At 43.2% G+C, this 26,678-nt stretch carries 29 protein-coding genes and 3 pseudogenes; 25 read left to right on the top strand and 7 right to left on the bottom strand.

Annotated elements, in window-relative coordinates; all coding sequences use genetic code 11:
* Positions 1-3 precede the first annotated feature (3 nt).
* From QH73_RS15370 to QH73_RS15270, 21 genes and pseudogenes are all read left to right on the top strand, one after another.
* Positions 4-840, top strand: coding sequence for an MIP/aquaporin family protein (locus QH73_RS15370; protein WP_052290237.1), 837 nt, complete (start codon positions 4-6; stop codon positions 838-840).
* Positions 837-1,607: a glucose 1-dehydrogenase gene (locus tag QH73_RS15365; RefSeq protein WP_039717252.1), complete on the top strand. Its 771-nt coding sequence runs from the start codon at positions 837-839 to the stop codon at positions 1,605-1,607. The genes QH73_RS15370 and QH73_RS15365 overlap by 4 nt, the downstream gene beginning before the upstream one ends.
* 39 nt (positions 1,608-1,646) lie before the next feature.
* Entirely contained in the window at positions 1,647-2,681 is a 1,035-nt protein-coding gene (locus QH73_RS15360; RefSeq protein WP_039717805.1) for an SMP-30/gluconolactonase/LRE family protein, read from the top strand.
* A 659-nt stretch (positions 2,682-3,340) separates the two neighbouring features.
* A complete protein-coding gene (locus tag QH73_RS28285) occupies positions 3,341-3,457 on the top strand; it encodes a DUF1816 domain-containing protein (protein ID WP_132867206.1) in 117 nt (38 codons plus the stop codon).
* A gap of 65 nt (positions 3,458-3,522) precedes the next feature.
* Positions 3,523-5,049: a 4-alpha-glucanotransferase gene (malQ, locus tag QH73_RS15350; RefSeq protein ID WP_039717253.1), complete on the top strand. Its 1,527-nt coding sequence runs from the start codon at positions 3,523-3,525 to the stop codon at positions 5,047-5,049.
* A 635-nt stretch (positions 5,050-5,684) separates the two neighbouring features.
* Positions 5,685-6,368, top strand: a complete 684-nt coding sequence (locus QH73_RS15345; RefSeq protein WP_039717254.1) for a DJ-1/PfpI family protein — start codon at positions 5,685-5,687, stop codon at positions 6,366-6,368.
* Between the two features lie 38 nt (positions 6,369-6,406).
* Positions 6,407-7,234 carry a type 1 glutamine amidotransferase domain-containing protein gene (locus tag QH73_RS15340; RefSeq protein ID WP_039717255.1) on the top strand — a complete coding sequence of 276 codons (828 nt, stop codon included), beginning with the start codon at positions 6,407-6,409 and terminating at the stop codon, positions 7,232-7,234.
* A gap of 61 nt (positions 7,235-7,295) precedes the next feature.
* Positions 7,296-9,026 carry a thiamine pyrophosphate-binding protein gene (locus QH73_RS15335; protein ID WP_236147041.1) on the top strand — a complete coding sequence of 577 codons (1,731 nt, stop codon included), beginning with the start codon at positions 7,296-7,298 and terminating at the stop codon, positions 9,024-9,026.
* A gap of 47 nt (positions 9,027-9,073) precedes the next feature.
* On the top strand, positions 9,074-9,523 hold the full coding sequence (locus QH73_RS15330) for a hypothetical protein (RefSeq protein ID WP_039717256.1): 450 nt from the start codon (positions 9,074-9,076) through the stop codon (positions 9,521-9,523).
* A gap of 149 nt (positions 9,524-9,672) precedes the next feature.
* Positions 9,673-10,050: a nuclear transport factor 2 family protein gene (locus tag QH73_RS15325; protein WP_015154217.1), complete on the top strand. Its 378-nt coding sequence runs from the start codon at positions 9,673-9,675 to the stop codon at positions 10,048-10,050.
* Positions 10,051-10,112: 62 nt separating this feature from the next.
* Positions 10,113-10,934 (top strand): nuclear transport factor 2 family protein, encoded by an 822-nt coding sequence (locus QH73_RS27815; protein ID WP_201278174.1) that lies wholly within the window; start codon positions 10,113-10,115, stop codon positions 10,932-10,934.
* Positions 10,935-10,970: 36 nt separating this feature from the next.
* A complete protein-coding gene (locus QH73_RS15310) occupies positions 10,971-11,426 on the top strand; it encodes a VOC family protein (protein WP_039717257.1) in 456 nt (151 codons plus the stop codon).
* Between the two features lie 208 nt (positions 11,427-11,634).
* A complete protein-coding gene (locus QH73_RS15305) occupies positions 11,635-12,360 on the top strand; it encodes an SDR family oxidoreductase (protein ID WP_039717258.1) in 726 nt (241 codons plus the stop codon).
* A gap of 576 nt (positions 12,361-12,936) precedes the next feature.
* Positions 12,937-13,650 carry an NHLP leader peptide family RiPP precursor gene (locus QH73_RS15300; protein WP_052290239.1) on the top strand — a complete coding sequence of 238 codons (714 nt, stop codon included), beginning with the start codon at positions 12,937-12,939 and terminating at the stop codon, positions 13,648-13,650.
* Positions 13,651-13,717: 67 nt separating this feature from the next.
* Positions 13,718-14,290, top strand: coding sequence for a (2Fe-2S)-binding protein (locus QH73_RS15295; protein WP_039717811.1), 573 nt, complete (start codon positions 13,718-13,720; stop codon positions 14,288-14,290).
* Positions 14,287-15,399 (top strand): XdhC family protein, encoded by a 1,113-nt coding sequence (locus QH73_RS15290; protein WP_039717259.1) that lies wholly within the window; start codon positions 14,287-14,289, stop codon positions 15,397-15,399. Before QH73_RS15295 ends, QH73_RS15290 begins: the two co-directional genes overlap by 4 nt.
* Positions 15,400-15,403: 4 nt before the next feature.
* On the top strand, positions 15,404-16,018 hold the full coding sequence (locus QH73_RS15285) for a nucleotidyltransferase family protein (protein ID WP_039717260.1): 615 nt from the start codon (positions 15,404-15,406) through the stop codon (positions 16,016-16,018).
* 512 nt (positions 16,019-16,530) lie between these two features.
* Positions 16,531-16,671, top strand: a complete 141-nt coding sequence (locus QH73_RS15280) for a hypothetical protein (protein WP_165587712.1) — start codon at positions 16,531-16,533, stop codon at positions 16,669-16,671.
* 45 nt (positions 16,672-16,716) lie between these two features.
* Positions 16,717-16,950: a hypothetical protein gene (locus QH73_RS28280; protein WP_132867133.1), complete on the top strand. Its 234-nt coding sequence runs from the start codon at positions 16,717-16,719 to the stop codon at positions 16,948-16,950.
* A gap of 6 nt (positions 16,951-16,956) precedes the next feature.
* Entirely contained in the window at positions 16,957-17,604 is a 648-nt protein-coding gene (locus tag QH73_RS29190) for a sugar transferase (protein ID WP_052290240.1), read from the top strand.
* A 59-nt stretch (positions 17,605-17,663) separates the two neighbouring features.
* A pseudogene (locus QH73_RS15270) lies at positions 17,664-18,805 on the top strand (IS4 family transposase).
* A 16-nt stretch (positions 18,806-18,821) separates the two neighbouring features.
* Here the strand turns inward: QH73_RS15270 and QH73_RS15265 are convergent.
* The 7 genes from QH73_RS15265 to QH73_RS15245 all read right to left on the bottom strand — a co-directional run bounded on the left by QH73_RS15265 (position 18,822) and on the right by QH73_RS15245 (position 23,057).
* Positions 18,822-19,085, bottom strand: a complete 264-nt coding sequence (locus QH73_RS15265) for a Mo-dependent nitrogenase C-terminal domain-containing protein (RefSeq protein WP_132867131.1) — start codon at positions 19,083-19,085, stop codon at positions 18,822-18,824.
* 378 nt (positions 19,086-19,463) lie between these two features.
* Positions 19,464-20,069, bottom strand: coding sequence for a glycosyltransferase (locus tag QH73_RS28270; protein WP_309476499.1), 606 nt, complete (start codon positions 20,067-20,069; stop codon positions 19,464-19,466).
* A complete protein-coding gene (locus QH73_RS28265; RefSeq protein WP_236147040.1) occupies positions 20,030-20,284 on the bottom strand; it encodes a glycosyltransferase in 255 nt (84 codons plus the stop codon). The genes QH73_RS28270 and QH73_RS28265 overlap by 40 nt, the downstream gene beginning before the upstream one ends.
* Positions 20,274-20,636, bottom strand: coding sequence for a glycosyltransferase family protein (locus QH73_RS28260; RefSeq protein WP_236147039.1), 363 nt, complete (start codon positions 20,634-20,636; stop codon positions 20,274-20,276). The genes QH73_RS28265 and QH73_RS28260 overlap by 11 nt, the downstream gene beginning before the upstream one ends.
* A gap of 14 nt (positions 20,637-20,650) precedes the next feature.
* A complete protein-coding gene (locus QH73_RS15255; protein ID WP_132867130.1) occupies positions 20,651-21,811 on the bottom strand; it encodes an O-antigen ligase family protein in 1,161 nt (386 codons plus the stop codon).
* Positions 21,812-21,916: 105 nt separating this feature from the next.
* Positions 21,917-22,819 (bottom strand): transposase family protein, encoded by a 903-nt coding sequence (locus tag QH73_RS15250; RefSeq protein WP_132867129.1) that lies wholly within the window; start codon positions 22,817-22,819, stop codon positions 21,917-21,919.
* A gap of 43 nt (positions 22,820-22,862) precedes the next feature.
* A complete protein-coding gene (locus tag QH73_RS15245) occupies positions 22,863-23,057 on the bottom strand; it encodes a hypothetical protein (RefSeq protein ID WP_132867127.1) in 195 nt (64 codons plus the stop codon).
* Between the two features lie 287 nt (positions 23,058-23,344).
* Between QH73_RS15245 and QH73_RS15240 the strand changes: the two are divergent.
* The 4 genes and pseudogenes from QH73_RS15240 (at position 23,345) to QH73_RS15225 (ending at position 26,671) form a co-directional block, all read left to right on the top strand.
* Positions 23,345-24,186, top strand: a pseudogene (locus QH73_RS15240) (IS5 family transposase).
* Positions 24,187-24,783: pseudogene (locus tag QH73_RS28255) on the top strand (glycosyltransferase).
* Positions 24,780-25,538 carry a WecB/TagA/CpsF family glycosyltransferase gene (locus QH73_RS15230; RefSeq protein WP_039717261.1) on the top strand — a complete coding sequence of 253 codons (759 nt, stop codon included), beginning with the start codon at positions 24,780-24,782 and terminating at the stop codon, positions 25,536-25,538. Before QH73_RS28255 ends, QH73_RS15230 begins: the two are co-directional and overlap by 4 nt.
* Positions 25,535-26,671 (top strand): endo-1,4-beta-xylanase, encoded by a 1,137-nt coding sequence (locus tag QH73_RS15225; protein WP_052290244.1) that lies wholly within the window; start codon positions 25,535-25,537, stop codon positions 26,669-26,671. Before QH73_RS15230 ends, QH73_RS15225 begins: the two co-directional genes overlap by 4 nt.
* The last annotated feature ends 7 nt before the right edge of the window (positions 26,672-26,678 follow it).

The raw sequence follows: 26,678 nt of genomic DNA, 5'->3' as shown, positions 1-26,678 counted from the left end.
GAGATGAAACGTAGGATTGTTAGTAGCAGACCCAGTGCTATCCCTGCTTACGTCGCAGAACTGGTAGGCACAATCTTAATGATATTCAACGGTCTCTCTTGGGTTTGCTGGAATTTTAGCCCAGAATCTCCAATCGTTAAGTTAATACCCAATCCTAACGTGCGCTTGTGTCTCACAGCTTTATGCTTTGCTGGGGGAGGAACGGCGATCGCTTACTCGCCATTAGGCAAACGTTCTGGAGGACATCTCAATCCCTCAGTCACTTTGGGCTTCTGGCTGATGAAAAAAATCTCTACCCGCGATGCCATAGCATACGCCTTCATGCAGGTTATTGGTGCTTTGATTGGTGCTGCCTTAGTACTCATACTGTGGTCTGACTTTGCTCGCAGCGTTCATCTAGGTGCGACTCTGTTGGGGAAAGGAGTATCACCAGTCATGGGTTTTGGAATTGAGGTTGGCATTACATTTTTGCTGATGTTGACAATTTTGATATTAGTCAACTCGTCCATTATGCCTTGGACTGGTGCGATCGCTGGGGCGCTAGTTGCTTTTCTGGTGTCTACCGAATCACCGCTGACTGGCACTAGTTTGAATCCAGCCCGCTCTTTTGCTCCAGCTGCCCTGATTTCGATTTGGCAGGATCAATGGATTTACTGGATTGCTCCACCTCTTGGGGCTGCTTTAGCTGCACTTCTATACCGACAGGGGATTGTTGGTACTGGCAAATCCTACTGTAGCAAGCTTTTTCATGCATCAGACATTCCCTGTCACCATGCCAACTGCGGTTATTGCAGCCCTACTAAAGTTGATGTTTATCGGACAACAAGGAGAAAGTTATGAAACTTGAAGGTAAAGTTGCACTTGTGACTGGTAGCAGTCAGGGTATTGGTAGCGCGATCGCCGTCCGCCTTGCCAAGGAAGGAGCAAATGTGGTCATTGACTATCGCTCTCATCCAGAAGGCGCAGAAGCTACGTTGAAACAAGTAGAAGCAACTGGTCGTAAAGGTTATATCGTTCAGGCAGACTTGGGAGTAGTTAGTGATGTTCGCAGGCTAGTCGCTGAAAGCATTCAATATTTTGGTCAACTGGATATTTTGGTGAATAATGCTGGGGTTGACGGCAAGAACGCGGATTTTTGGGATGTTACCGAAGCCAATTATGACGCAGTGCTGAATGTTAACTTAAAAGGCGCATTTTTCGCTACACAGGCGATCGTGCAACATTTGATCGAAACTAAACGCAAAGGCAAAATTATCAATATTAGTTCCGTGCATGAGGAACTGCCTTTTCCTCATTTCACGCCCTACTGTGCCAGCAAGGGTGGATTGAAGATGATCGCGCGAAATTTGGCAGTCGAACTAGGGTCTCTGGGAATTACAATTAACAACGTAGCCCCTGGAGCAATCGAGACTCCAATCAATACTAATCTCTTAAATGACCCCCAAAAGCTAGGAGCGTTGTTACAAAACATTCCTTTAGGGCGTTTGGGTAAACCAGAAGATATTGCACCTATGGTTGCTTTTCTGGCTTCATCTGATGCCGACTACATCACTGGTTCTACCTTTTTTGTTGACGGTGGGCTGCTGTGGAACTATCACGAGCAGTAAATCGCTGTGTATTCGATCGCCTTACATAGGTTTTTTACCATGCGGAAAATAATTGCACTCTTGTCTAGCTCTACAGTGTTAGTTTCTTGCAGCCATAACAAGCTAAACACTCCATCTACTGTGTCCGAGCAGGTGAAACTTGTCTCCGACCAAACTGTAGTCACTCCCCCACAAGAAAAACTACCAGCAGCGCATACCATCTCAGCAGAAAAAGTACTGCAAAGTGATAAATACAGCGAGGGAATTGTTTTCGATCGTCAAGGCAATTTCTACTTTTCCCAAACTAAAGTAGGAACGATTACGGTTGTATCGCCCGATGGCTCCAGTCGAATTTGGGCTAAGGTTCAAGGAGCTAACGGACACAAAATTCTGCCCGATGGTTCTCATATCGTTGCTGCCAAAAATTCGGTGCTACAGTTGGATGCCAATGGCAATACCTTAAAAATAATTGCCGATCGGTTTAACGGCAAACCATTAGTATATCCCAATGACATCAGTGTCGATCCGCAAGGGGGTTTTTATTTCACCGACTCTGGCGACTCAAACCCTCAAAATCCTAATGGTGCAGTCTACTATATTGATGCCGCAGGTAAACTCAACCAGGTGGCTAGCGGGCTTGCTTTTGCAAATGGAATTGTCCTCACCCCAGATCGTCAGCGTCTTTTTGTCAGTGAAAGTAATAAAAATTTAGTAGCTGTCTATAATGTGCTATCGCCAGGAAAGCTGGGGGAGAAAAGAGTATTTGCTTTACCAGTCAAACAACCAGGAGAGATCGATAATAAGCCTGATGGTTTATGCTTGGATGCTGCGGGAAATCTCTATATAGCTCACTATGGTACGCGCCATGTAGAAGTACTAAATTCAAACGGTCAGTTAGTTCGTCGATATGGGAGTGGTAATTTAACTACTAGTAATTGTGCTTTTGGTGGAGCGAATTTAACAAGTCTTTTTGTGACTGGTGGTGTTGAAACAGAAGCAGGTCAAGGAGGTATTTTTCGCCTAGATCTAGGCGTGCAGGGGTTAGATATTCGTCCTCGTCAACCAGCAATTACCACGACTCAGAAAACTTATTGAGTAGCTTTCTAAAAATCAGTCTTCAATCGGAAGGGTTGGCAGTCAAAGCCTGAAGAATCTCAGCGTATAAAATATCAGATTAGCAACTGATAATCTTTATAAAATGTTGAGATTGCAAAACTATAATTCAAATGTTTGGAAATATGTGAGTTGCGCGATCGCAACTTATATAGTAGGGAGCGGGGAGCAGAGAAAAATAGACTTGGCTGTTATTGTTTCTAGACAATTGAAATGTCCTAATCTACCCGCTCTCTGCTATAATCAAACCTCATGCTCCAGTAATTTCTGTACAATAAATAAGTTATTTTTTATATGAGTCGTCCAAAACTCATATACCTTTACCGTTAATTTTTTTTTAGAAAAAAAACTTAGCAAAAAAATTATAAATAAAACCTAAAGAAGGCAAACTTATGCCTAAATTTAAATCATTGTAACTATGCTTTCTGATTGATAATCTTGTATTAGATTTCTTACATAGAACTGATTTGAGATCGCGCAAAGCCTACTTACTACAAGAAGCGTACGATCTCATACGCGCAGCGTTCTCGTAAAGTAGATCGATCGCGATCTCATGCTGGGAAGGTTATCCTAAGAGCGATTTTCTCAATCTTGCTCATGAAATTCATTAACAAGATTAAATATCATTTTAGGAAGCAAAGATAGCTTGCTCAGGCTATGTTGAAGATCTCAAAAGCGAAGCAGCACAAGGAATTCAGATCGAGATTAAACGCTGTCAGCCAAGTGAGTTGACGGTTTTTAACGAAGAGGAAAATTAAGTTAGTCAGTCATAAGAAAAAAAGCTATCTGCCACTGAGTAAACAAATTCTACTGAGGGTTAATTATGCCTTTCATGCGAGCTAGCGGAGTTTTACTGCATCCTACTTCCTTACCTAGTCAGTTTGGCATTGGCGACTTAGGCTTAGAGGCTTATCGCTTTATTGACTTTTTAACGGATAGCGGACAGCAACTATGGCAAATATTACCATTGGGACCTGCGGGAAAAGGTAATTCTCCTTACGCCTCTTATTCAGCAATGGCAGGAAATCCACTGCTGATTAGTCCAGACTTGTTAGAGAAAAAAGGCTTGTTAGAAAAAGCTCACCTGGCTCATTTGCCTGAGTTGAACGCTGAGACAGTAGATTTTGAGCAAGCGATTTCAACGAAGATACCAATGCTGCGAAAAGCTTGCTCAAACTTTGAAGCAAATGCTACGTCGTTTGAACGACAGGAGTTTTCAGAATTTTGCGATCGCAATGCTTACTGGCTGGATGACTACGCTCTGTTTATGGCGCTTAAAGATGTTCATCAAGGTGCTAGTTGGAATCATTGGGAGCTAGCGATCGCTCAAAGACAGCCAGATGCGATCGAACAGTGGCAGCAACGGTTAAGTCAGGATACTTTTTACTACAAGTATCTCCAATTTGAATTTTTCCAACAATGGTCAGAACTAAAACGTTATGCCAACCAAAGAAGCATCCAGATTATAGGAGATATTGCTATTTACGTGGCACATGATAGTGCAGATGTCTGGGCGCATCCCGAAAATTTTTGTCTAAATCGAGAGACAGGTGAACCAACACTGATGGCAGGGACACCACCAGATTATTTTAGTGCTACCGGACAACTGTGGGGGAACCCTGTCTATAACTGGGAAAATTTACAACGGGAGAACTTCGAGTGGTGGCTGCAACGCTTCAGATCCATCCTTAACTATGTAGACTTAATCCGCATCGACCACTTCCGAGGCTTCGAGGCTTTCTGGGCAGTAAAACAGGGCGAAACCACTGCTATGAATGGAGAATGGATTGAAGCCCCTGGAGAAGCTTTCTTTAAGGCACTTAACGACAAGCTAGGTCACTTACCGATTATTGCTGAGGATTTGGGAACGATTACACCCGAGGTAGAGGCGTTGCGCGATCGCTTTGAACTTCCTGGGATGAAAATTTTACAATTTGCCTTTGGCGATGGCACGCAAGTAGAAAAACGCTTTTTACCGTTTAGTTATCCACGCAATTGTGTAGTTTACACGGGGACTCACGATAATGACACGACTGTAGGATGGTTTAACCAGTTATCAGAACAAGCGCGAGAAGCAGTTCGGTTTTATTTGGGTTGTACGAGTTCGGAGGAAATCCATTGGAATTTGATTCGCTTGGCGCAAAGTTCTGTTGCAGATCGGGCAATTACTCCCCTTCAAGATATTTTGGGACTGGGTACAAACTCTCGCATGAATTTTCCTGGTAAAGCAGTAGGAAATTGGGGTTGGCGATATCAACTCTCTGCTTTAACGCCGCAACTGCGCGATCGCCTCAAAGCAATAACTGAAACTTACGGTCGAACCCCTATTCTTCAAACCTCTGAATCCTAATTTTAGTCAGATAGCTCCTTGCAGAATCTATAATTTCTACTTCACAAATGAAGAATAGTAGGGTGGGCGTTGCCCACCAAAACTACCATGCAGCGAGCATTACCTACTATACAAATGAAGAATAGGAGAAAAAACAAATGCTGTTTCACTATTAGTCGATATTGAATCTTTTCTAATAACTTTTTTGAAAGAAAAGAAGCTCTTGCAAAGCTTACTCAATTAATCCTGTCGATGATTCATAAAACAATGGCACCTCACAAATTTCCGATTATAGCTACTTTAATACTTTTTTTGTTAGCTGGATTATTTGCATATTTCGTCCCTCTTCCTAATAGAAATGCTTCTAAAGGCATTGTATTTGGTAGGCAGTAATGGCTGAAGTACAGCCACGTTTAAGCTTAAAAATAAGCTGTTGTATTTTATCAAAAATATAACAAATGCAAATAAAAAGCTCTACAGAAATAAATATTTATTTATAGAAAAAGCGGAATCAAAAAAATATAAACCTACGACAAAAGTTCAACCATTTTTTCTTGGTTTTTTACTCTATACAATGAACTTGAACGACTAAACACTTGCTCTTGCTACAATCATCTAGTCAATAAATCAGCACAAAAAAAGGATATCTAACTAACATGATACCCAGATCCCTTGGAGGTAAGAAAATCGCTGTTCTTCTTGAAAGTGAATTCATTCCTGAAGAAATTGAAGCGTATCAGCAGCGCTTTTCAGAACTAAAAGCAACGGTGCATTTAATGTCTAGGCTTTGGGGACAACCAAGCGTTTGCTTCTTCAGCGATGAAGATACAGGCGCGACACCTCGAACTATAGAAGTGGATATCGACTTTCAAAACGTAGATCTTAACGACTATGCAGCTGTGATCATGTCTGCTAATTACACCAGCGTGCGTCTGCGTTACTTCCAACCACCTGAGGGTCAACCAATTGATGGGGAACAAGTTCGCACTTCGCCAGCGGTGCAATTCTATGCCAAAGCTATGGCGAATCCTAAGATTGTCAAAGGAGCGCTGTGTCATGGGTTGTGGATATTAACACCCATGCCAGAGTTACTTAAAGAACGACGAGTGATCTGCCACGAAGTCGTGCTTGCAGACATCATGAATGCTGGTGCAATTTACGAACCCTCACCCACAGGGGTAGTTGTAGATGACGATCTAGTGACTGGTCGATCGCGACACGAAGTCTATCCATTCATAGACGCTATTACCGAACGAATCCAACAAATTTCCTCAGCAACAAATCTCTTCTCAACCAAAAAGATAGCTACTCCCCTTACAAGAGCAAGAGCTGCTAGCTGATAGTCCAAACAACGAAACCACATGCAGGAGATAATTCTATGAGAAAAATACTGATAATTCTGTCAGAGTACGGCTACTGGGGTGAAGAACTAGTAGGTCCTCTGGAAACCTTTGATGCAGCCGGATACCAAGTAGACTTTGCAACTCCAACTGGTAAAAGACCAGTGGCACTTCCTCCCAGCATGGACCCTACTTTCGTCGACCCTCCTTTAGGTCGGACAGTCGTATCTGAGGAGATGGCGGAGAAAGTCAAGCGATTAGAAGATCCAAAGAATCCTCGGCTAGATAATCCAATTATCCTTTCCGAATGGTTGCCCGATCGCCCCTACTGGAGTGCTGAAAAGTTTCTGCGAGAAATGGAAACCTACAACAACGCGATTGACGAGGTGCATCAGGATCTGGCGCAATATGACGCTCTCCTGATCGTAGGTGGTAGCGGTCCAATCGTCGATTTGGTAAACAACCATCGAGTCCATGACCTCATCCTCGGTTTTTACAAGCTGGGTAAACCGATCGCTGCGGAGTGCTATGGTGTAACTTGTCTGGCTTTTGCTCGCGACCTGGTAGAACGCAAGAGTATGATTCGAGGAAAGCACGTTACCGGTCACTGTAAAGAGTATGACTACTTAGATGGAACTGGATTTGTTGGTAGCGATCTTAATATGGGTCCACCTCCCTACCCCCTAGAGTATATCCTCAGCGATGCGACAGCTCCAGATGGAGAATATCACGGTAATTTTGGCAGAGAGATTTCTGTCATTGTTGACTATCCATTTATCACGGGACGGTCTACCGCAGACTCTTATACAACTGGTCAGAAGTTAGTAGAAGTCTTAGAGAAAGGGCTAAGACGGTATGGGTGGTAAATCTCAACCGAGCAATTTTTGGCTTAGCAATAACTGTGCGATCGCTACCAGCAAATAGATTATGCCCGAGAAAATGGAAATTATGGCTAACAGAAATGGGCGCTTTGCGATTATAGAACAACTGCTTGCAGATGGCATACACCACATGTTTGGCAACCCTGGCACGGTCGAGCAGGGATTTCTGGACGCTTTAAGTCACTACGAGCCTGAATTCAAATATGTCTTTGCATTGCAAGAGACGATTGCAGTAGGCATGGCTGATGGCTATGCCCGTGCCACCAAAAAACCAACTGTTGTGCAACTACACAGTGGTGTTGGATTGGGAAATGGAATTGGCATGATGTACCAAGCGATGCGCGGTCATGCACCATTGGTCGTGCTAGCTGGTGAAGCAGGCATCATGTACGATGGAATGGATGCTCAAATGGCAGCTGACCTTGTGAGCATAGCAAAACCCGTGACTAAATGGGCGACTCGGGTTGTCGATCCTGCTTCTCTTTTGCGGGTCTTGCGTCGGGCAATTAAAATTGCTGGTACGCCACCAATGGGTCCTGTCTTCGTTAGCCTGCCAATGGATATCCTTGATGCTCCTAATGAAGAAGAAGCGATTCCAACTTCTTTCCCGATCGCGCGAGTTACCCCCGAACCAGAACAGATCGAACGAGCCGCAAGTATACTAGCTACTGCAACTAAGCCTTTAATTGTAGTAGGTGACGGAGTGGCTTTTTCAGATGCTCAAGCTGAATTAAGCCGCGTTGCTGAGCTGCTTGGCGCTCAAGTATGGGGAGCAGATTCCTCAGAACCGAACATGAGCGCTACTCATCCTCTATTTGGGGGACTGCTCGGGCATATGTTTGGCGAAGTTAGTCGCCGCATCACCTCCCAAGCAGATGCGGTGTTAATTTGCGGTACTTACGTCTTCCCTGAAGTCTTTCCCGCACTATCTGGTGCTTTTGCTCCCGATGCAAAAGTGATTCACATTGATTTAAATAGCTATGAGATTGCAAAAAACTTTCCAGTAGATCTCGGACTGATTAGCGATCCGAAAACTACTCTTGCAGCTCTAGGTACAGCCTTAGAATCAATGATGACTCCCGAACAGCAGCAGGAAGCATTTCAAAGATCGATTCGGATAGCTGAAGCTAAAAACCAGCAACTAACGGCTCAGCTTGAGGCTGATAAAGCTGTCTGCGACTCAGTACCTTTGCATCTCTCGCGTTTTGCACGAGACTTGGCTCAGCATATGCCACCAGATACGGTAATTTTCGATGAAGCAATCACTAACTCTGAAGAACTTTGTCGTTACATTCCCCCCACAACTTTGGGATATTATTTTCAAACACGGGGTGGTTCCCTTGGTGTTGGTATTCCAGGTGCAATTGGTTTAAAGCTGGCTAATCCAGATAAAACGGTTATTGGTTTCACTGGTGACGGTGGCAGTATGTATACTATTCAGGCATTGTGGACTGCTGCACATCACAACATTGATGCTAAATTTGTCATCTGCAACAATCACAGTTATCAAATACTCAAGCTCAATATTATGCAATATTGGCGCGAAAGAGGAATTGCAGAACACGATTTTCCAACTTCTTTCACCATAGGCAATCCAGACATCCGTTTTGATGAGTTAGCGCAGGCTATGGGAGTTCAGTCTATACGAGTCGAACAGCCTGACGAGATCGAACCAGCCATCCAGAAAGCATTAGCTTACAATGGACCCTTCTTAATTGACTTAGTACTGACCAATGAGGTTGCAGGCTCAAAAATTGGTGTTAAGTGCGGTCAATAGCAATCTAGCGTTTCTACCAATTATCGAAATTATCGAGAGGAAAAACCATGACATTAAGCAATATCACGACTCTATCTCAAGTTGAAGTGCAGCAATTAGCAGCGGATTGGTATTCAAAGTTGGACGTTCACGCACCACTTGAAGAATATATCCCCATGTTGGCTGAGAAAGGCTCAGAAATGCGCTTTCCTGAAGCAACTGTCTACGGCTTTGCTGGGTTCAAAGATTGGTACGAGCGCGTTATCGGCATTTTTTTCGACGAAGTTCACACCTTAAAACAAGTCCAAGTGACTCCCAAGGGAGATAAAGCTGATGTTAAAGTGGTTGTGAAATGGGAGGCTAGCGTGTGGAATCCACCCGCAGCAAAAAGCGAACGGATTACTCTAGATGCTTATCAAACTTGGGTAGTGCAGCGATCGCCTCAGACAGGAAAAGCAGTCATTACGACGTATATTGTAGACTCTCTTGATTATTATGAGGGGTCGGCTCAGCTTTAAGGCAAAGTTTTCTACTTCCATCATCAGCAAACGCGATCGGTGGAAGTGGAATAGCCCATTGTAATTTTCAATGGAAGAGTGTCATAAGACATAATTTCTCGAACTATTTCGTCAATTCACTTTAACTGCAAATCAAAAGAGGTCAGACAATGGTAACTTCAACAATTTCTCCTGGGCGCAAGTTTTTCAATACCCATCTAGAGACGATCGCAGCTGGAAAAGTCGATGAGATGGTAGATAGAGATTACACGGAAGACGCTGTGTTAATTACCTATTTCAACGGCTTTGCTGACATGCCCGCACCGATTACGATTCAAGGTCGTGAAAACATTAAACAGTTTTTTCATAAGTATATGAAAGCGATCGGTCATATCGATCTCAAGTCTCTTGATTTTACTGAGACTGAAGATACTATTTTCTTCCAAGCTAATTTCAATAACGATCTTGGTTCAGTAAATGCTGGAGATGCTTGGATGATGCGCGACGGCAAAATTGCCTATCATTTTGGCTTTTGGATTTGGGCTTAGTCTGAGCCGCATTTTGTCTCTAAAACTTGCTTGCGTTTCCATCTCCTGCACTAAGGTTCGCTATGAAAACACCAATGGAACAACTGCTATTGTCTCCGATGAGCAAGCTCTACAAAGAGCATATCGGTTTCATTAAAGCAAAAAATGTTGAAGGATTGCTCAACCAGTACGCCGAAGATCTTCTACTGATTAGCACCCTGACCGAAGATCGCCAGCCGCTCTATATCCGTGGGCGACAGCAGCTCAAGGAGTTTTTTGAAAGTCGCATCTTCAGTTTAGAAGATTTGGAAGTCTCGCTCAACCAGTGGGCAGAGACCGAGAACACGCTGATGATGGTGGAAAGCCTCAAAACTCGCAGCACTAGCGGTGAGGTCGGCAATGTTGAATTCTACGACAATTGGTTTTTACAAAATGGTAAGATTGCTATCCACTTTGCTGGAGTCATTCAGTATCCTGATAGCACGTATGCCAATGCAGAAAAGGTCAAGGGAGCAATTCCTGCATCTCCTTTGGGCAAGCTCTACAAAGAGCATATCGGTTTTATCAAAGCAAAAAATGTTGAAGGGTTGCTCGACCAATACACTGAAGATCTTCTACTAATTAGTACCCTGACCGAAAATCGCCAGCCACTCTACATCCGTGGACGACAGCAGCTCAAGGAGTTTTTTGAAAGTCGCATCTTCAGTTTAGAAGATTTGGAAGTCTCGCTCAACCAATGGGCAGAGACCGAGAACACGCTGATGATGGTAGAAAGTCTCAGAACTCGCAGTACTAATGGCGTAGTTGGTGAAATGAGTTTCTACGATAATTGGGTATTGCGCGATGGCAAAATTGCCGTTCACTTTGCTGGTGTCGTTCAATATCCCGATGGGTCATACGCATAGATACGTTCTTGTCCAGCTTTAGTAAGGATTTAAGTTATGGCTTGGCTCAAATTTTCGCAGATGGCAATCAGCTGCCAAGATCCAATTGCAACTGAAAAATTTTACACGAAATATTTTGGCTTCCAACGCGCTCGGGTCGCACCACTTGGCAAGGAACAAATTGTGTTTCTGAAATTGGATGATATGTATCTTGAGCTGATCCAAGCAAAGGAAGAATCTCCTACTTACCAGATTCGTAACGATGGACCAGCCTACCCAGGCTGGCGACACCTGGGCTTTCAGGTCGATAATGTCGATGCTAAGCTAGCGGAAATGGGCGAAGATGCCAAAATTTCTCTAGGACCGCTCAACTTTGACGAGTTTATTAGTGGATGGCGATCGGTTTGGATTACCGATCCAAACGGTAACATTATCGAAATTAGTCAAGGATACACCGATCAGGATAATCCGCCGTCTTTAGAGGCGAATGAAGAAGTTGCTTCTATTTGCTGAAAATATAAACACTGGCACATAAGAGCAAGATAGTCAAATCAAAAGATTGTCAACTTGCATCGAAATTTCGATCCTTGCGTCAGTGTTTTTTAGTCCCTAAGCTGAAAGGCATTCTAACTAAGAATCAGAGCTTGCTTTGAGTTACTCAAGGGATGTAGGCACCCTACATTAGCATCAGTTGATTTAGTTAACAGTAAAAGGAGCCACTATGGATTTACAAAATAAAGTAGCAATTGTTACAGGAGCTAGTAGCGGCATTGGAGCGGCGATCGCCAAGAGCTTAGATGCAGCGGGGATGAAGCTGTTGATTACAGCGCGCTCTCCAGAAAAGTTGGCAGAACTTGCCGCTCAAATGAGCAATGAAACGATAATTGTACCTGGGGAAATCACCGATCCGGAATTGCCACAACACTTAGTTGATGTAGCTTTGGAAAAATTTGGTCGTCTGGATGTTGTCATCAACAATGCAGGTGTAATGCATATGATGTCAATTGAGGATGCAGACATCGAAGCTTTGTGTAAAATGATCCGGATTAATTTTGAGGCTGTAGTGCGAATGAGTTACGTAGCACTGCGGCATTTCAAGCAACAGGGTAGTGGCTATATCATCAATATGTCTAGTATATCTGGACTGAAAACAACTCCCAAGTTAGCTGTGTATGATGGTACTAAGCACGCCTTAGAAGCTTTTACTGATTCCTTGCGGATGGAGTTGGCTGGTTCTGGTATTGGTGTTGCCACAGTTGAGCCTGGTGCAGTTGCTACTAACCTGTATGACTCCTGGAAATCGCGTGGGATGAAAGGTTATGACGAGCTTGTGCCAAACCCACTTCAGAGCGAGGATGTGGCTCGTTGTGTTCGATTTATTCTAGAGCAACCAGGTAATATTCTGATTCCTAGACTTTTAGCTGTACCAGTAGCTCAACCAGTGTAGGTAGACTTTTATTGGTGTCAATGAAAGCAATAGGGTACGTTTTGGTTATCAATTCAAAGATCTTGAAGAATCTCCCAACCCCCTTTTTAAGGGGGCTTTAAGTTTTCTCCTTTTTAAGAGGGTTAGGGGGAATCTTACCTTATAGCAGTTTTCAATTGGATAAAACACACGACTGTAGGGGCGCACAGCCGTGCGCCCCTACGGATGTCACGCACGCAATCGAGAATTGCTATTAAGCAAATAGCATGAAATTATAAACTTTACTACAGAAATTAATAGAATAACTCTTATTGTTTTAGATTTTGTGAGTCAAAAAGTGACTCATAGTTGTAGAGAGTACATGGCTATTTACTTCCTATATGATTTATGAGTCAGTAGAATAGTTAAATTGATTTCATAATTAAAGTAATAAAAATACTATACTAAATTTTTTAGGTAGTATTTTTAATAAAAAATGATAAGAAATAATCTTAACATTAGGCAAAATAAAAACCCTTGTTCTTCTCGAATTCAATTGATAAATTGAAAGCATAGAGTTTTACCTTCGTTTATAGGAAGAATAAACAAGGATCGACGATGACAGCAACTACTGATTTCACAGATATTCTAACTCAATTTCCTCAAGTTAGAAAATTGTGGTCGAATGTCAATGTTACAGATTTTGGACCTTACTACGAAGCTTTACAAGCACGACTAATCGATCGCATTTGGAATGATGAATTACTTAAGCAAGAAATACTAACCGATCCGAAAGCCGTGTTTGAACGAGAATCAAATATTACATTTCCCGTCAACGTAGAAGTTAGGGTTTTAGAGGAACCAGAAGATACCTTTTACTTTGTGATTCCTAAAGCTCCGCCAGCAGAAGAGCAATGGTATCGGTACGAGCAACTTGCTACCTGGTGGATGTTGGGTCATACTTGGTGGACAATGTACTGTCATCTTTGTGGGGCTGAAAAAGCAAGAGCTTACAGAGAAAGCTTACAAGCATTATGGATCGCTCGGATTTGGACAAATGAGGCTTTTCGCGAGAATATTACCTCTAATCCAAAAGCTACGTTTGAAGCAGAAATGGGAGCAGCATTTCCTTCCAACTTAAAGATTCAGTCCCTACAGGAAACCTCAAATCTCATTTATTTCATCCTACCTAAAAACCCAAAACTCAATCAACTAGACGAAAATTCTCCGATGGGACAGTGGTGGCAAGTATCTCACACATGGTGGTGGTGGTTGGTTAATTTACGTTTCCGGCAGCCTGCGAAGAACACAGTAACAGGAGTAGTGAGCTAAAAAGCTATTTTGCTATGTCGATCGCTTCTACATCTCATTTTCAGAAAAACAATTTATGCAAAATCTTATGCAAACTCTCATCAAAGTCAACGGCAAACAGTATACAGCAGACGTTGAGCCACGGTTGCTACTTGTGGATTTTCTCCGCGATGTTCTAAATCTAACGGGAACAAAGAGCGGCTGCGATACGGGACAGTGTGGTGCTTGTACGGTAATGCTGAATGGGGTGTCGGTAAAAAGCTGTACGGTCTTAGCAGTACAAGCTGATGGTAGCGATGTAATGACAATTGAAGGCGTTGCTCAAAATGGTCAACTGAGTGCATTGCAAGAAGGTTTCTGGAATATGCACGGGCTACAGTGTGGTTTTTGCACGCCAGCTATGATTATGTCACTCATGGATCTATTACAAAACAACCCTAGACCTAGCGAAGCGGAAATCCGAGATTGGCTTGATGGTATTTTTTGCCGTTGTGGTGTCTACCCAAACGCCATTCGTGCCGTACATTATGCTGTGGAAAAAAATGCTGTGGAAAAAATGCAGCCGGAATCTCTAACAGCTAAGCCGCAACCTGTAACGGCTAAGGAACGTTTGCCCATTGCACGAACAGCTAATGTACCCCTAAAGGCAAAAAGTCAATGAGGAATGTTGTTGCTGATGTCAAACGCTGGTGGAATCAGGGTGACTCTGTGGCACTAGCAACTGTTGTCTGCACTCAAGGCTCAAGTCCGAGAGAACCTGGAGCTGTAATGGCTGTATCGAGTAGCGGCGAGGTCGCTGGTTCTATCAGTGGGGGGTGTGTTGAAGGAGCAGTAGTTGAAGAAGCACTAGCAGCGATCGCACTAAATCAGCCACGGCTAGTTACATACGGAGTAGCTGACGAACTAGGTTTTGTGGTTGGTTTGACCTGTGGAGGCACGATTCACGTTTTCGTGGAACCCCTCGTACACAAGTGCCTTGGGAGCGAGCTGTCAATAAATTTTGTCTTTGATGCCATCTGCAAAGCATCCGAGCAGCCCATAGCAATCTGTACGTTGGTGGAGGGGGAGAACGTTGGAGCTAAAATGTTAGTCACCGATCGCGGTGCGATCGCTGGTTCTCTTGGTAACACAGAGCTGGAGCAGGTGGTGACTCGTGACGCTCAAAGACTGTTAACTCAAGGACTGAAAAACTTGAGCTGTTATGGTGCTAATGGGGAATGCAGTCAAGCAGATGTAGCAATTTTTATTGAGTCCTTTGTACCCCAGCCGCACTTAATTGTAATTGGGGCTGTTGATTTCGCTCGATCGCTTTGCAAACTAGGTAAGATATTAGGCTACCGGATAAGCGTATGTGATGCTCGGTCTCGCTTTGCCACGCCAGCACGCTTTCCTGAAGCTGACGAGGTTGTGGTGAGCTGGCCCGGTCAGTATCTCCAAAGCACACAGATAGACGCTCGTACCATTATTACCGTACTCACTCACGATCCTAAATTTGATGTTCCAGCGTTACTAGCCGCCGTACGTACCCCAGCAGCTTACATTGGTGCGATGGGAAGCCGCAAAGCCACCGCAGATCGAGTCCGTCGCCTGAAGGAGGCTGGACTCAGCGAAACTGAACTAGCTCGGATTTGCGCCCCGATTGGGCTGGACATTGGTGCTAACACTTTAGAAGAGACAGCTGTGTCAATTATGGCTGAAGTTATTGCGCTGAAGAGTGGGCGTAGCGGCTGTAGGCTCTCTCATACCCAAAAACCAATTCACGCAAAGTAAGAACATGGGACAGGTTGCCATTGCTATCCTTGCTGCTGGTAGAGGTTCTCGGTTTGGAGGGGATTTTCCTAAACCTTTAGCAATGTTTAGAGGGCGATCGCTAGTTTCCTATGCTCTTAAGGCTGCTAGTGAAAGTGGGCTTGCCCCGATTTTACTTGTCGTCGGTTACAATTTCCAGCAAGTAGCCGCCGCAGCCTTACCAGGCGTGAGTATAGTACATAACCTTCAATGGCAAAGTGGAATTGCTTCAAGTCTAAAACAGGCTCTGTGGATGTTAGAGCCTAATAAATCTATTGATGCTCTCTGCATTGGGCTTGCCGACCAACCATTCGTCACGGCTGCTTGTTACCGTCGTCTCGCAGCAGCCTACCATGAAGGAGCTTCTTTTGTTGTAGCTACCTATGCAGGATCTCGACGCAACCCCGTCCTCCTTGCTCGTTCGTTGTGGTTTGATGCCATGAAACTTGAGGGAGATGAAGGAGCTAGGCAGTTGATGCGAGTTTACCCAGTTGTGGAAGTCGATTGCGATCGCATCGGCAATCCACATGATATCGATACTAAGGACGACCTTCAACAACTGGAATCTGAAGTGGTTTCCAAACACTGGACAGAGGGTTAAGCCCTAAACGACTCAAACGATGATATTAATCAGAGTATAGAGGGGGTTCATTAAGACATATTATTCTCTTAAAAAAAGAATACACTGTCTGCTCAGCACCGATTTTTGCGTCACAACCCCGGAATCAGACCCATATCAATAATGTCTGATTTTGTTCCAAGTTTTTCACTTTTTTAGCTCTAAGCTAAGGTATCAAATTCAACACTCAAGTAACTGTAGTGTCTATCAAGACAAAGAGACTTACAAATAGAGTGGCTTTCAAGTCACACTTTGATTTTCAGAGATTGCATATACTACTTGGTTGGCTCTCCGAGCTTCTAGTAGTACGATGGCACAAACTGAGAGTAGTCGAAATGCTACATCAAGTAAAAAACGGTTCAAAATTATTAATCCGGTTTAACAAAGCTTTTTAGTAAAACGGTAATGCAACTAAGTCTAGCAATAGGTCTATTACTCATGTTTTCAGCACTATAAATTCTAGAACTTACTAAGTATTAGCAAAGGAATTAGAGATGATTAAGTCCGCTTCTTCAGCCGCTAATTTAGATCTTCGCGCACCGATTTTTACCACCTTAAGTAAAGGAATTGGCGTAGATTGGTTGCAACGCATCATACTAGTTTTAGTGGATTACGTGCTTCTATCTTTGGCATAGCATACCACCCAGACTTTTTGCATTCCTCTAGATCTTCCCTGGAAGTTGAATAACTTACTTTTACCAATTCCGATTGCTCATATCGGGATAATGGCAGTACGAGGAATGTATAACTCTCATGAAGAATGCTGTAACTATTTAAACCCAATCGAAGCACTGACTTTATCGCATCTTTTTCTACTAGCTATCAACTTATCCTACCAGTCACATCATTTGATTCCCTGGTCTACTTTCTTTTGGGCTTGGTTACTCAGCATATTGTTATCTTTAGCTGGGTGACTGTGCGTGAACTTTACAACTAATAAACTACGCCAACAAGGTACGATCTGTAATCCAATTTTTATTATTGGATTTTCAACAGATATTGAAAAAGCCACGCAGTTACTCGTGCCAGAAAACCATTACAGAATTATAGGATACCTACCAATTTATGTATTAAAAAACCGTGGAATAGAAAAGGTTGTTGAAGAAATTACTACTTCAGGAGCAGCCGAAGTCTTTGTTTGTTCTTGGCACAAAATAGAGCAACGAATGTTTCTTTATTGGAAATTGCGTAATAATGGCATAACGCTCAACATTTTGCCGCTGAGCTTAGAAGAAATTGTAGAGGAGAAAACAGGAACATTTTTATCGCTAAAAAGTGGCGTACCTTTCTTTAAACTTTCTCCTCCATTAATTGCAGGATTAGATTTTTGGATCAAGCGTTGTTTTGACTTTTGCCTAGCCATTCTGATCGTCTTATTTTTATCACCTCTATATCTGGCGATCGCCCTTTTGATTGAACTAGATTCTCCCGGTCCTGTATTTTATCAACAAACTCGCGTAGGTTTGCATGGTAAACGCTTCAATGTTTGGAAATTTAGAACAATGGTTAATAATGCAGACCTGAAGGGGCGACACACGCCTCAGATTCCAAATGGGATAAAGATTTGACCGAATTATGGTAGAAAAAGATAGGTCACTCATTGTCAAGAAGACCAATAAGCTTGAAAATGTTACCTCCATTGTATCAAACGAACTTAGAAAATCAACTCTCTCAGTCCCAACTGTTGTTTTTCAACCTGCTGATTAATGTCCTACAAGATATTAAAGAAGTCAGTCTGGAAAAAATAGCAAATGCTTTACCTTTACCAATATTATTTGAGAGCAGACGCAAAAAAATTCAGAGATTCTTATCACTGCCAATCCTTAAGATCCAGAGAATTTGGTTTGCGATAATAGAAAACTGGTTAACTCAAAATCTCCTAGAGAATCAAAGAATTTATTTGGTAATCGATCGAACTCAATGGCAGCGAAATAATTTGATAATGATAAGTTTAATTTATGACCGAAGGGCGTTGCCAGTATACTGGGAAATTTTACCAAAATTGGGCAATAGTAATTTTGAGGAGCAAACACAAATATTTTTTCAAGTCCTACCATTATTCAAAAAATATCAGACGGTTGTATTAGGGGATAGAGAATTTTGTTCGATAAAATTAGCTAACTGGCTCAGAGAGCAAAAAGTCAAGTTTTGTTTGAGATTAAAAAAGAATGAATTTATCCAAAATGAAAAGGAAATTTGGCAGTCGCTTGATAGCTTGGATTTCTCACCAGGAGTTTCCCTATTTTTGCAAAACATCAAGGTCACAAAAAATCAAAAAATTCAAGGTTTCAACCTAGCTGCCAAATGGCGGCGAGTGTACAAAGGATGGTCGCCAGAAGAAGGGTGGTTCATCTTAACAAATTTAAGCGACTTAGATTCAGCGATCGAGGCATTAAAAAACGCTTTGACATCGAGGAAATGTTTCGAGACTTTAAAAGTGGTGGGTATAACTTAGAAGATACAAATGTTGAAGGAAATCGGTTAATATCTCTGATTTTAATCATCTCTTTTGCTTATAGTATGTCCACTTTTCAAGGACAAAAAATTAAGCGTATTGGAGTACAAAAATATGTCGCTAGAGTTAAAGAATTTGGACGAGTCACGCGAAGACATAGTAATTTCTATATTGGTTTATATAGCCAAAGTTGGGTAAGCTTCATGAATAATTGTTGGTGTATTGTTCGAGATTTAATGAGATTACATCGCAATAAGATTCAGGATTATTTACGAGGTATTCGGGCTATGGAGCTTATTCTATCTAGCTTTTAGTTTTCATGTCGCCCCCTCAGGCTATATCTTCTCCGCATTCGTCCGCTAGATAGCACAGAGCTTTAAAGCGAAGATTCACCACTTGCTCGTAAAAAGGATTTAACTTGCATAGGGGCGGAATATGAACTAGGATGCGATTAAAAAACTTGATTTCTCGCTCAAACGGACAACTGGCTGGAATTGCCTTACATAATAAATGGGCTTTCTGGGAGTCACGAATTTCAATTCCATCCAACCACGAACAAACCAGTTCTTTGAGATTGACAAGTTTCATCATCATTTTCACTCCTTGCGCTCTATAGCACTTCCAAGCGATGCATAAGATTTATAAGTCGTAAGTCTTAAGTCGTAATTCGTAAGTTGTAATTACGGACTCACAAATGACTAATGACCGTCATTGTGCATGTTTTACAGTTCGCTCGGAGTTCTATAGATAGTTAATACTGTTGTTGGGTAATTGAAGCTTTAGGGAAAGGTGGGCGATGCCCACCTACTATATGGTAGGAAGAGTGTTACATCCAGCTCGACGTTTTTCGGTGAAAATAAACTTGCAAATCTGATAGTAAATTTCAGCAGCTTTTATCTTCAACCTTAATGTCTAATTTACAACAACAAAAGTGTCAAACTAGGAACAAAAAGGTAACAACTTGGGAAAAATTTAGCATTTTGAGATTGAGTTGTGAACTACGTCTCCCCTACTCTCTGCTCCCTGCTCCCTACTCGCCTTGGGTCGCAAAGTAGTAGAGTAGATATCCTCCAGAATACTAGTTTGACTGCGAAGATTAAATTGGGTGCGGACTCGTTCTTGACCGTTTTGGCTAAATTGCTGCCATAAGCTTCGATCGTTAAGTAAGAACAAAATATATTCAGCTAATATCTTCCAGTCTCGTTCTCTAGCCAGAAAGCCTGTCTGACCGTGTAATATAGCATCAGGAATACCAGAATGTATCGAACTGACAACAGGTAAACCCATTGCTTGAGCTTCGATGAGGACAATAGGAAGCCCCTCAGAATCCCCGGTGGCAGCCGTTACGCTTGGTGCAGCCAGCAAAAGCGCCCGGTTCATCCAATTTTTCACGACTTGTGGCGGTTGTGTACCGAGAAACCGATAGTGACGTAGTTTCATCGCTGCCATGTTTTCTAAATCGACCCTTAACGGTCCATCACCAATAATCACCAGCTCCACATCTGGCATCACGACTTGTACTTGGCTCATGGCTTGAATTAGATATTTACACCCTTTCTTCTCAGCAAGCCGTCCCACAAACAGCACGATTGGACGACGGGTTGAAAGGTTTCTGTATCAACACCAATGTGATGCACGACAACCTTATCAGGTGGAAAACCCTGTTCTAGTAACTTCTGCTTAATCGACTCAGAGACGGCAATAAATAGCCGCGCCTTCTGCTTCAATGCCTCTCGACGACGCAGATAAACGCGGTGACTCCAGAAGGAGGCTTTTGCATATTTATCCTGCATGGTAGCATCGTAACCGTGAAACGTGTAAGCGTTGCGCTAGTGGCAAAGCGATTGCCCCATCTGGGGCAAAATGAGCGTGAATCAGTGCGGGGTAAAGCTGCTGTAAAGACCGAATGAAGTCGGCAGATACTTTCCCCCATAACTTATAAGACAGCTCATTTGTCAAACCTAACAGTCCGCCTTGGTTGAGGGCGATCCGGCGCTCTTGAGGAAGTTGCAAACCTTGTACGAGACGAGAGCCTACGTAATAGGGAATGAAATCTCTTAAGGCTTCTGCTTGTTTTTGCACGAAGGTTTCTGAAGCTGGTAAGAGATTATTTCTATAAATTAGGACAACAGGTTTGTGAAGCATATTTGATTGTTTTCCTATGCTGAAAATTGCCTATTTGCAGGCGGTTTAGCTAGCTGAGGCTGAATCGTTATTGAGAAAACTGTTGAAACATAAAAAATCCAAAAAATATTATTTTGCTGCAAGATAATGCTATCTGTCATGTTGTAGGGCAATAAGAATGTTAAAAATGCTAATGGAAACATTCCTGCCGCAGTTTGGTGAGTACGCGCCCAGATCAGCGATCGCCCAAAGTCAATCGAGAATCCCAATACAAATACTGCAATACCTAGCAAGCCTAAATCGAGTCCTAATTGTAAATAACCATTGTGAGCGTATGTAGGCTCCCAGACGAGTGCGTTCCATACCCTTCCAGATTCGCCCTGCCAACCGAGCCAGAAGGCACTGTATCCATAACCCAACCAGGGATATTTTTGGATTGCTTGCAGCAAAACCGACCACAACTCTGTGCGTCCGGTAAAAGTTAAATCCCGTCCGGTAGCAGCGAGAATTGCTTCCACTTGACTCAAAAGCCACAGAACTATAGCTGAACCAAGCGTCACTGCCATGACAACAAAATGCATAAATAAAGGATTGCGCCACCGCCACAGGCTGTAGAGTGGCAATAGAGCTAGAACAATTAGAGAAGACAAGAGCGGTGTTGCTGACGTTGACAGCAGTGTTAAGGCGATCGCAAGTGCTAAGCCAGTCCATGCAATCCATCGGTATCTGTAGCCATAAAGAGCAAACAGCGAGAATAACATTACGCATAAACCCATAGCTCGACCCAAGGCATTTTTATGCACGAAGATTCCCCGCCAAGCCCCGATGTGTCGCCCTTCCTGGTGAACTCCGTAGGCTGGCAGGGCGATCGCAAACAGAAAACTAAGTACCATTGCTACACCCAAAGTCCAAGCGAGTAACTGCAACTGCTGTTTTAAGCTGTAGCGCGTCGCTAAATACACCCCAAATAAAGTTGTCATGACGAGTGCTACACTGCGGCGGAGAGTGACTGCTGGTGCAACAGACCAAAGCGCAGAGATGAGGGCGATCGCGACTAGCAGGATTAATAGCTTTTCTTTGAGTACGAGTTGTACGACACTTTTCCACCGCAGCAGAATCAGGAAGAAGGTGATTGCGTAAGACTCGTCCGGAAATTTGCAAAGCAGTCCACGTCTGGCTTTGCACAGCATTAGCATGAAACCAGAACCGACGTAATCATAAGGCTTTGAGAGAGTTACTAATAGCAACTATCTGTAAAAATATTCATGGCTAAAGCATAACTATTCTCCAATTTACAATTTTCATGAAACTGGTAATATTAACGCGCCAATTCTTAACCTAACCAGCCCACAAATGGTAAGAATTACCTGCTCATAAATTTGAGAATTCAGGGGGAAACGTTGTTGAGCGATGCGGAAAATTTTGACGAGTCTAATTACGTGTTCGACAAAGATACGGCGGCTGGATAATTTTTTATTTTCCTCTTTTTGCTTTGTCGTTAATTCTCCTTTTCGTGGTTTCTTCTGAGGAGTCGTAATCTTCTCTCCTCCTTGATACGCTTTATCTCCTTCAAACATTTGCTCATTCTCAAACTTTTTTTGTTGGTCGCGGAACAAACTAATATCGCTCGTTGGACCCTTTTTACCTACCTCTATATCTACAATATCTTTGCCTTTCGGTAAGACAATGAATTGATTTTTAAATGTCTGCTGCCTTTTCTTGCCCGAAAAATACTCTTTTTGCTTCTGATAGTCTGAAGGTCTTTCTCTTGGTTGTTCCATACTATCTACTATTAACTGAAATTCCCTCAATAATTCTAAAGCAATCGCGTAATCACCATCCTTTTCTTCAACTTGTTCAAGAAGACTGGCAGGTAAAATTTTTCGGAATATTCTTAACCAGTAATGAAACGTATCATTTGCCTCAGTTTTTGACACCCCAAAGTGCATCCCTAAAACCTCAAACGTTGGCATCTGTCTTAAATAAAACAGACACAAACATACCGACTCGGAAACATTGAGTTTCGGTTTACGTCCTCCTCCTTTCTGATTTATCCGGATTTTTTTACTTTCTCTGTCTACTTGCTGGTTTTGATGATGCCTTTGAGCTTGGCTCAACAAGTCTCGAAACTGGTCATGTGTAATTCCCAGTATTTGCTTTGTCCGATGCGGATTCTCTTGGATATAATCAAGAGGATTTTTCATAGTGGTAGAGCGACAAAATTTCGTTCTACCATTTTTTTAGCACTTAAATAATATTCCGGACAGGTCTGTAGACTCCAAATAAAAAAACTTGCATGACTGGATCGCCTTCAGTTGCATCAAGCACAAATCCTTCTTGACGACGAAAAAGCGAAATAAAAGCATCTGAGAAAAGTAGAAGTGCTAGAATCACAAATACCTTTTCAAACAAGGTTTTCTGGATAGCAATCTGTAGTTTCATCTTTTATTGAGTTGAGTTCAATTGATGTTTATTTCTTGCAGATTTGCAGTTAAAAATACAGAAATTAAACGTTTGAAGTTTCAGATCTCGATCCCCCCTAACCCCCCTTAAAAAAGGGGGGAACTAATGCCCCCTTTTGAAGGGGGTTGGGGGATCGACTACAAAGCGACTGCGGCAAAAAGGAGGGAACTAATGCCCCCTTTTGAAGGGGGTTGGGGAATCGACTACAAAGTGATTAGACCTCTTGCAAAAGGGTAGGGAAAGGTGAGATAAGTAGATCAAAAATTATGAGCTATAATGCCGTAAAACACCTGAAGCCATCAGAGTTCAAACGTTTATGTGGCGTACATTCTGGAACTTTCGAGGCAATGCTCGCGGTTTTAAAACAAGCTGAGTCAAACAAGCCACTGCTGTTGACCAAGCAAGTTAAGCTTGGAAGACCAATTGTTAATGACATTGGAAAATGGCGCGAGAATACCGGACATATTTCCACATTGGTCAATCATGGGGGGTGAATGAATCAACAGCGTATCGAATTATTAGGAAAACTGAAGATCCGCTGGTGAGTTCAAGAGCCTTTACTCTACCTGGTAAGAAGAAACTACAAGAGTCTGATTGTCAGAGAGAAATCGTGGTAGTAGATGTTACAGAAACCCCAATAGAGCGTCCCAAAAAAAACATTCATCAGTTCTACAGTGGCAAAAAGAAAAGGCACACACTCAAATCACAGATAGTGGTAAATCAAGCCACAAAAGAAATCATCTGTACGGCACATGGCAAGGGAAAGGAGCATGATTTCCGCATATTTAGAAATAGCAAGACTCGATTGAGGGAAAATATCAAGCTTTTAGGAGATAAGGGATATCAAGGAATTCAAAAACTTCACTCAAATAGTGAAACTCCTAAGAAGTCTACGTGAGGAAAGAATTTAAGTATTGCCGACAAAAAGAAGAATCGAGAGTTGGCTAGAATTAGACTGATAGGGGAGAACATAAATTGTAAACTTAAGGTGTTTAAAATTTTGTCTGACCGTTATAGAAATCGTCGTAAGCGTTTTGGATTGCGGTTTAATCTCATAGCTGGATTGTACAACTATGAGCTACACCTACTTCAAACCCCCTCTGTCTAGTTGACCTTTTGCAAGAGGTCTAATAACTTCACAATTGGATTTGTGGGTAATCTTTACTCTTGGCAGGGTTTAGACGATTTGCTGGAAGTCCTTCACGATTTGCAAGCGGATGGTTTCGATTTGTCTCTGGTCGTTGTGGGAGACGGTCAGATGCGACAGAAATGGGAATCTCAAGCTCGTAGTTTAGGTTTATCAAACCGAGTCGAGTTTGTCGGTCAAGTTTCCTGGGACGAAGTACCCGATTATATTGCCGGATTTGACTTGGGATATTCCGGTCATGTCAAATTGCAAATCGGGACAATGTATCATTCGCCGCTCAAAATCTATGAGTAAATGGCGATGGGCAAACCAGTTTTAGCTTCGGCATTTGAGGATGCTAAGTTCGCGCTGCGAGATGGGGAAACTGGATTTTTGTTTCCCTCTGGCGATAAACAGGCACTCAAATCGGCATTAGTCAAAGCTTATGAGTCGCGAGAGGTGTTGCCAAATATGGGAGAGCTAGCTCGACAAGAGATCCTCACTTACCATAGTTGGACTGCCCGCGTTCGGACATTAATTGAAACAGTTGAGCAAATCTTTAGGGATAGGGAACAATGAAGCAGTCCTATTACCTGCTTGGAGTTTGGGTGAATGCACTGACAATCTCGGATCTCAATCGCCTCATTGCCGAGGCTGTTAAGCGTGACGAACGGTGGATTATTGCCAATCACAACCTGCATAGTCTTTGCATCTACCACAAAGACCCAAAGATGCGTGCCTTCTACGATCGCGCAGAATACATACATATTGATGGTATGTCTTTAATTTTGCTGGGGCGGTTGCTGGGCTTGCCTCTGAGACGGGAGCATCGAGTTACGTATGTAGACTGGACAGACCATCTGATGGCTGTAGCCGCACAGCAAGGTTGGCGCATATTTTATTTAGGAGGTAAACCAGGAGTTGCCGAGCGGGGTGCTAGTATACTACGTCAGCGATTTCCTGGCTTGCAATTAGCTACGGCTCACGGTTATTTTGACGTGCATCCGAGCAGTTTGGAAAACCGAGCCGTTTTAGAGGCGATCGCCGCTTACCAACCGCACGTACTGATGTTGGGCATGGGTATGCCCCGACAAGAACACTGGATACTGGATAACCTCGATCGACTGTCTGCCAATGCGATTTTGACTGCTGGAGCTGCTATAGACTACGTAGCAGGAGCCGTACCAACTCCCCCCAGATGGGCGGGACAATTGGGTTTAGAGTGGTTGTTTCGTTTGCTGGCTGAACCGCAGCGGCTCTGGCGGCGCTACTCAATTGAGCCTTGGTTTATCTTGAGGCTATTTGCCACTGAGTTATTACTGAAAGAACGATGACTGGGAGACGTAGATTTTTGTTAGGGTTGAGTGCTGTAGCGGGTATAGGTGCTGGCGCTAGTAAATCTCAGCCTGGGTACGATCGGCAGATATTATCAGCGGATACAGACGCGGCGATCGAGAATGCTTCTTTACGCGAATGGGCGGCTGCGAAGGGATTAATCTATGGAGCTGCTACACAAGAACACATGCTGTCATCCAATCCGCAATTTGCCAGCAGCTTTGTTCGAGAATGTGCCATGCTCGTGCCAGAAGATGAATTGAAGTGGAAAAGTCTTCGCCCTAGTCCAAATCGGTTCGACTTTTCGCGTAGCGATCGCCTAGCTCAGTTTGCCAGCACTCACAATCTACTGTTTCGCGGACATACCTTGTTGTGGCACGCCAGATTACCGTCGTGGTTTAAATCGACGGTTAACCATCGAAATGCTAGGCAAATAATGCTGGAACATATCACAAAAGTTGCTGGGCATTATGCCGGACAAATTCATTCCTGGGATGTAGTCAACGAGGCAGTTTTTCCCCAGGATGGACGGTCTGATGGTTTGCGCAACACGCCGTGGTTGAAATTTTTAGGTTCTGATTATATCGATCTAGCATTTCGTGCCGCATCCGCAGCAGACTCGCAGGCGTTGCTGGTTTACAACGATTATGGTACGGAGTATGACACGCCTAAAGATGAAGCCAAGAGAATTGCTGTTTTAAAGTTACTAGAGCGTTTGAGATCTCAGGAATCTCCCGTGCAGGCTCTTGGGATTCAAGCTCACTTATGGGGGGGAGAAACTCGCTTTAACCCTAGTCAATTAAGGGCTTTTCTGAAGGATGTTGCAAGTCTCGGTCTGAAAATTATAATTACCGAACTAGATGTGACAGACAAACACCTGCCGTCAGATATTCATCTCCGCGATCGCCTAGTTGCCGGAATTTATCAAGATTATCTGTCAGCGGTATTAGATGAACCAGCGGTAATTGCCGTTATCACTTGGGGACTGAGCGATCGCTACACTTGGCTTTCCCACAAGCAAGCACGGCAAGATGGACGAGCAGTACGTCCCCTACCACTTGATGCAGACATGAGGCGTAAGGAGGCGTGGAAGGCGATCGCCCGTGCTTTTAAGCAAGCGACACCTGTATAGCACGGTC

Origin of the sequence: Scytonema millei VB511283 (genome assembly GCF_000817735.3) — a bacterium.
GTDB classification, from domain to species: Bacteria; Cyanobacteriota; Cyanobacteriia; order Cyanobacteriales; family Chroococcidiopsidaceae; genus Chroococcidiopsis; species Chroococcidiopsis millei_B.
This window is presented reverse-complemented; position numbering and strand designations above follow the sequence as displayed.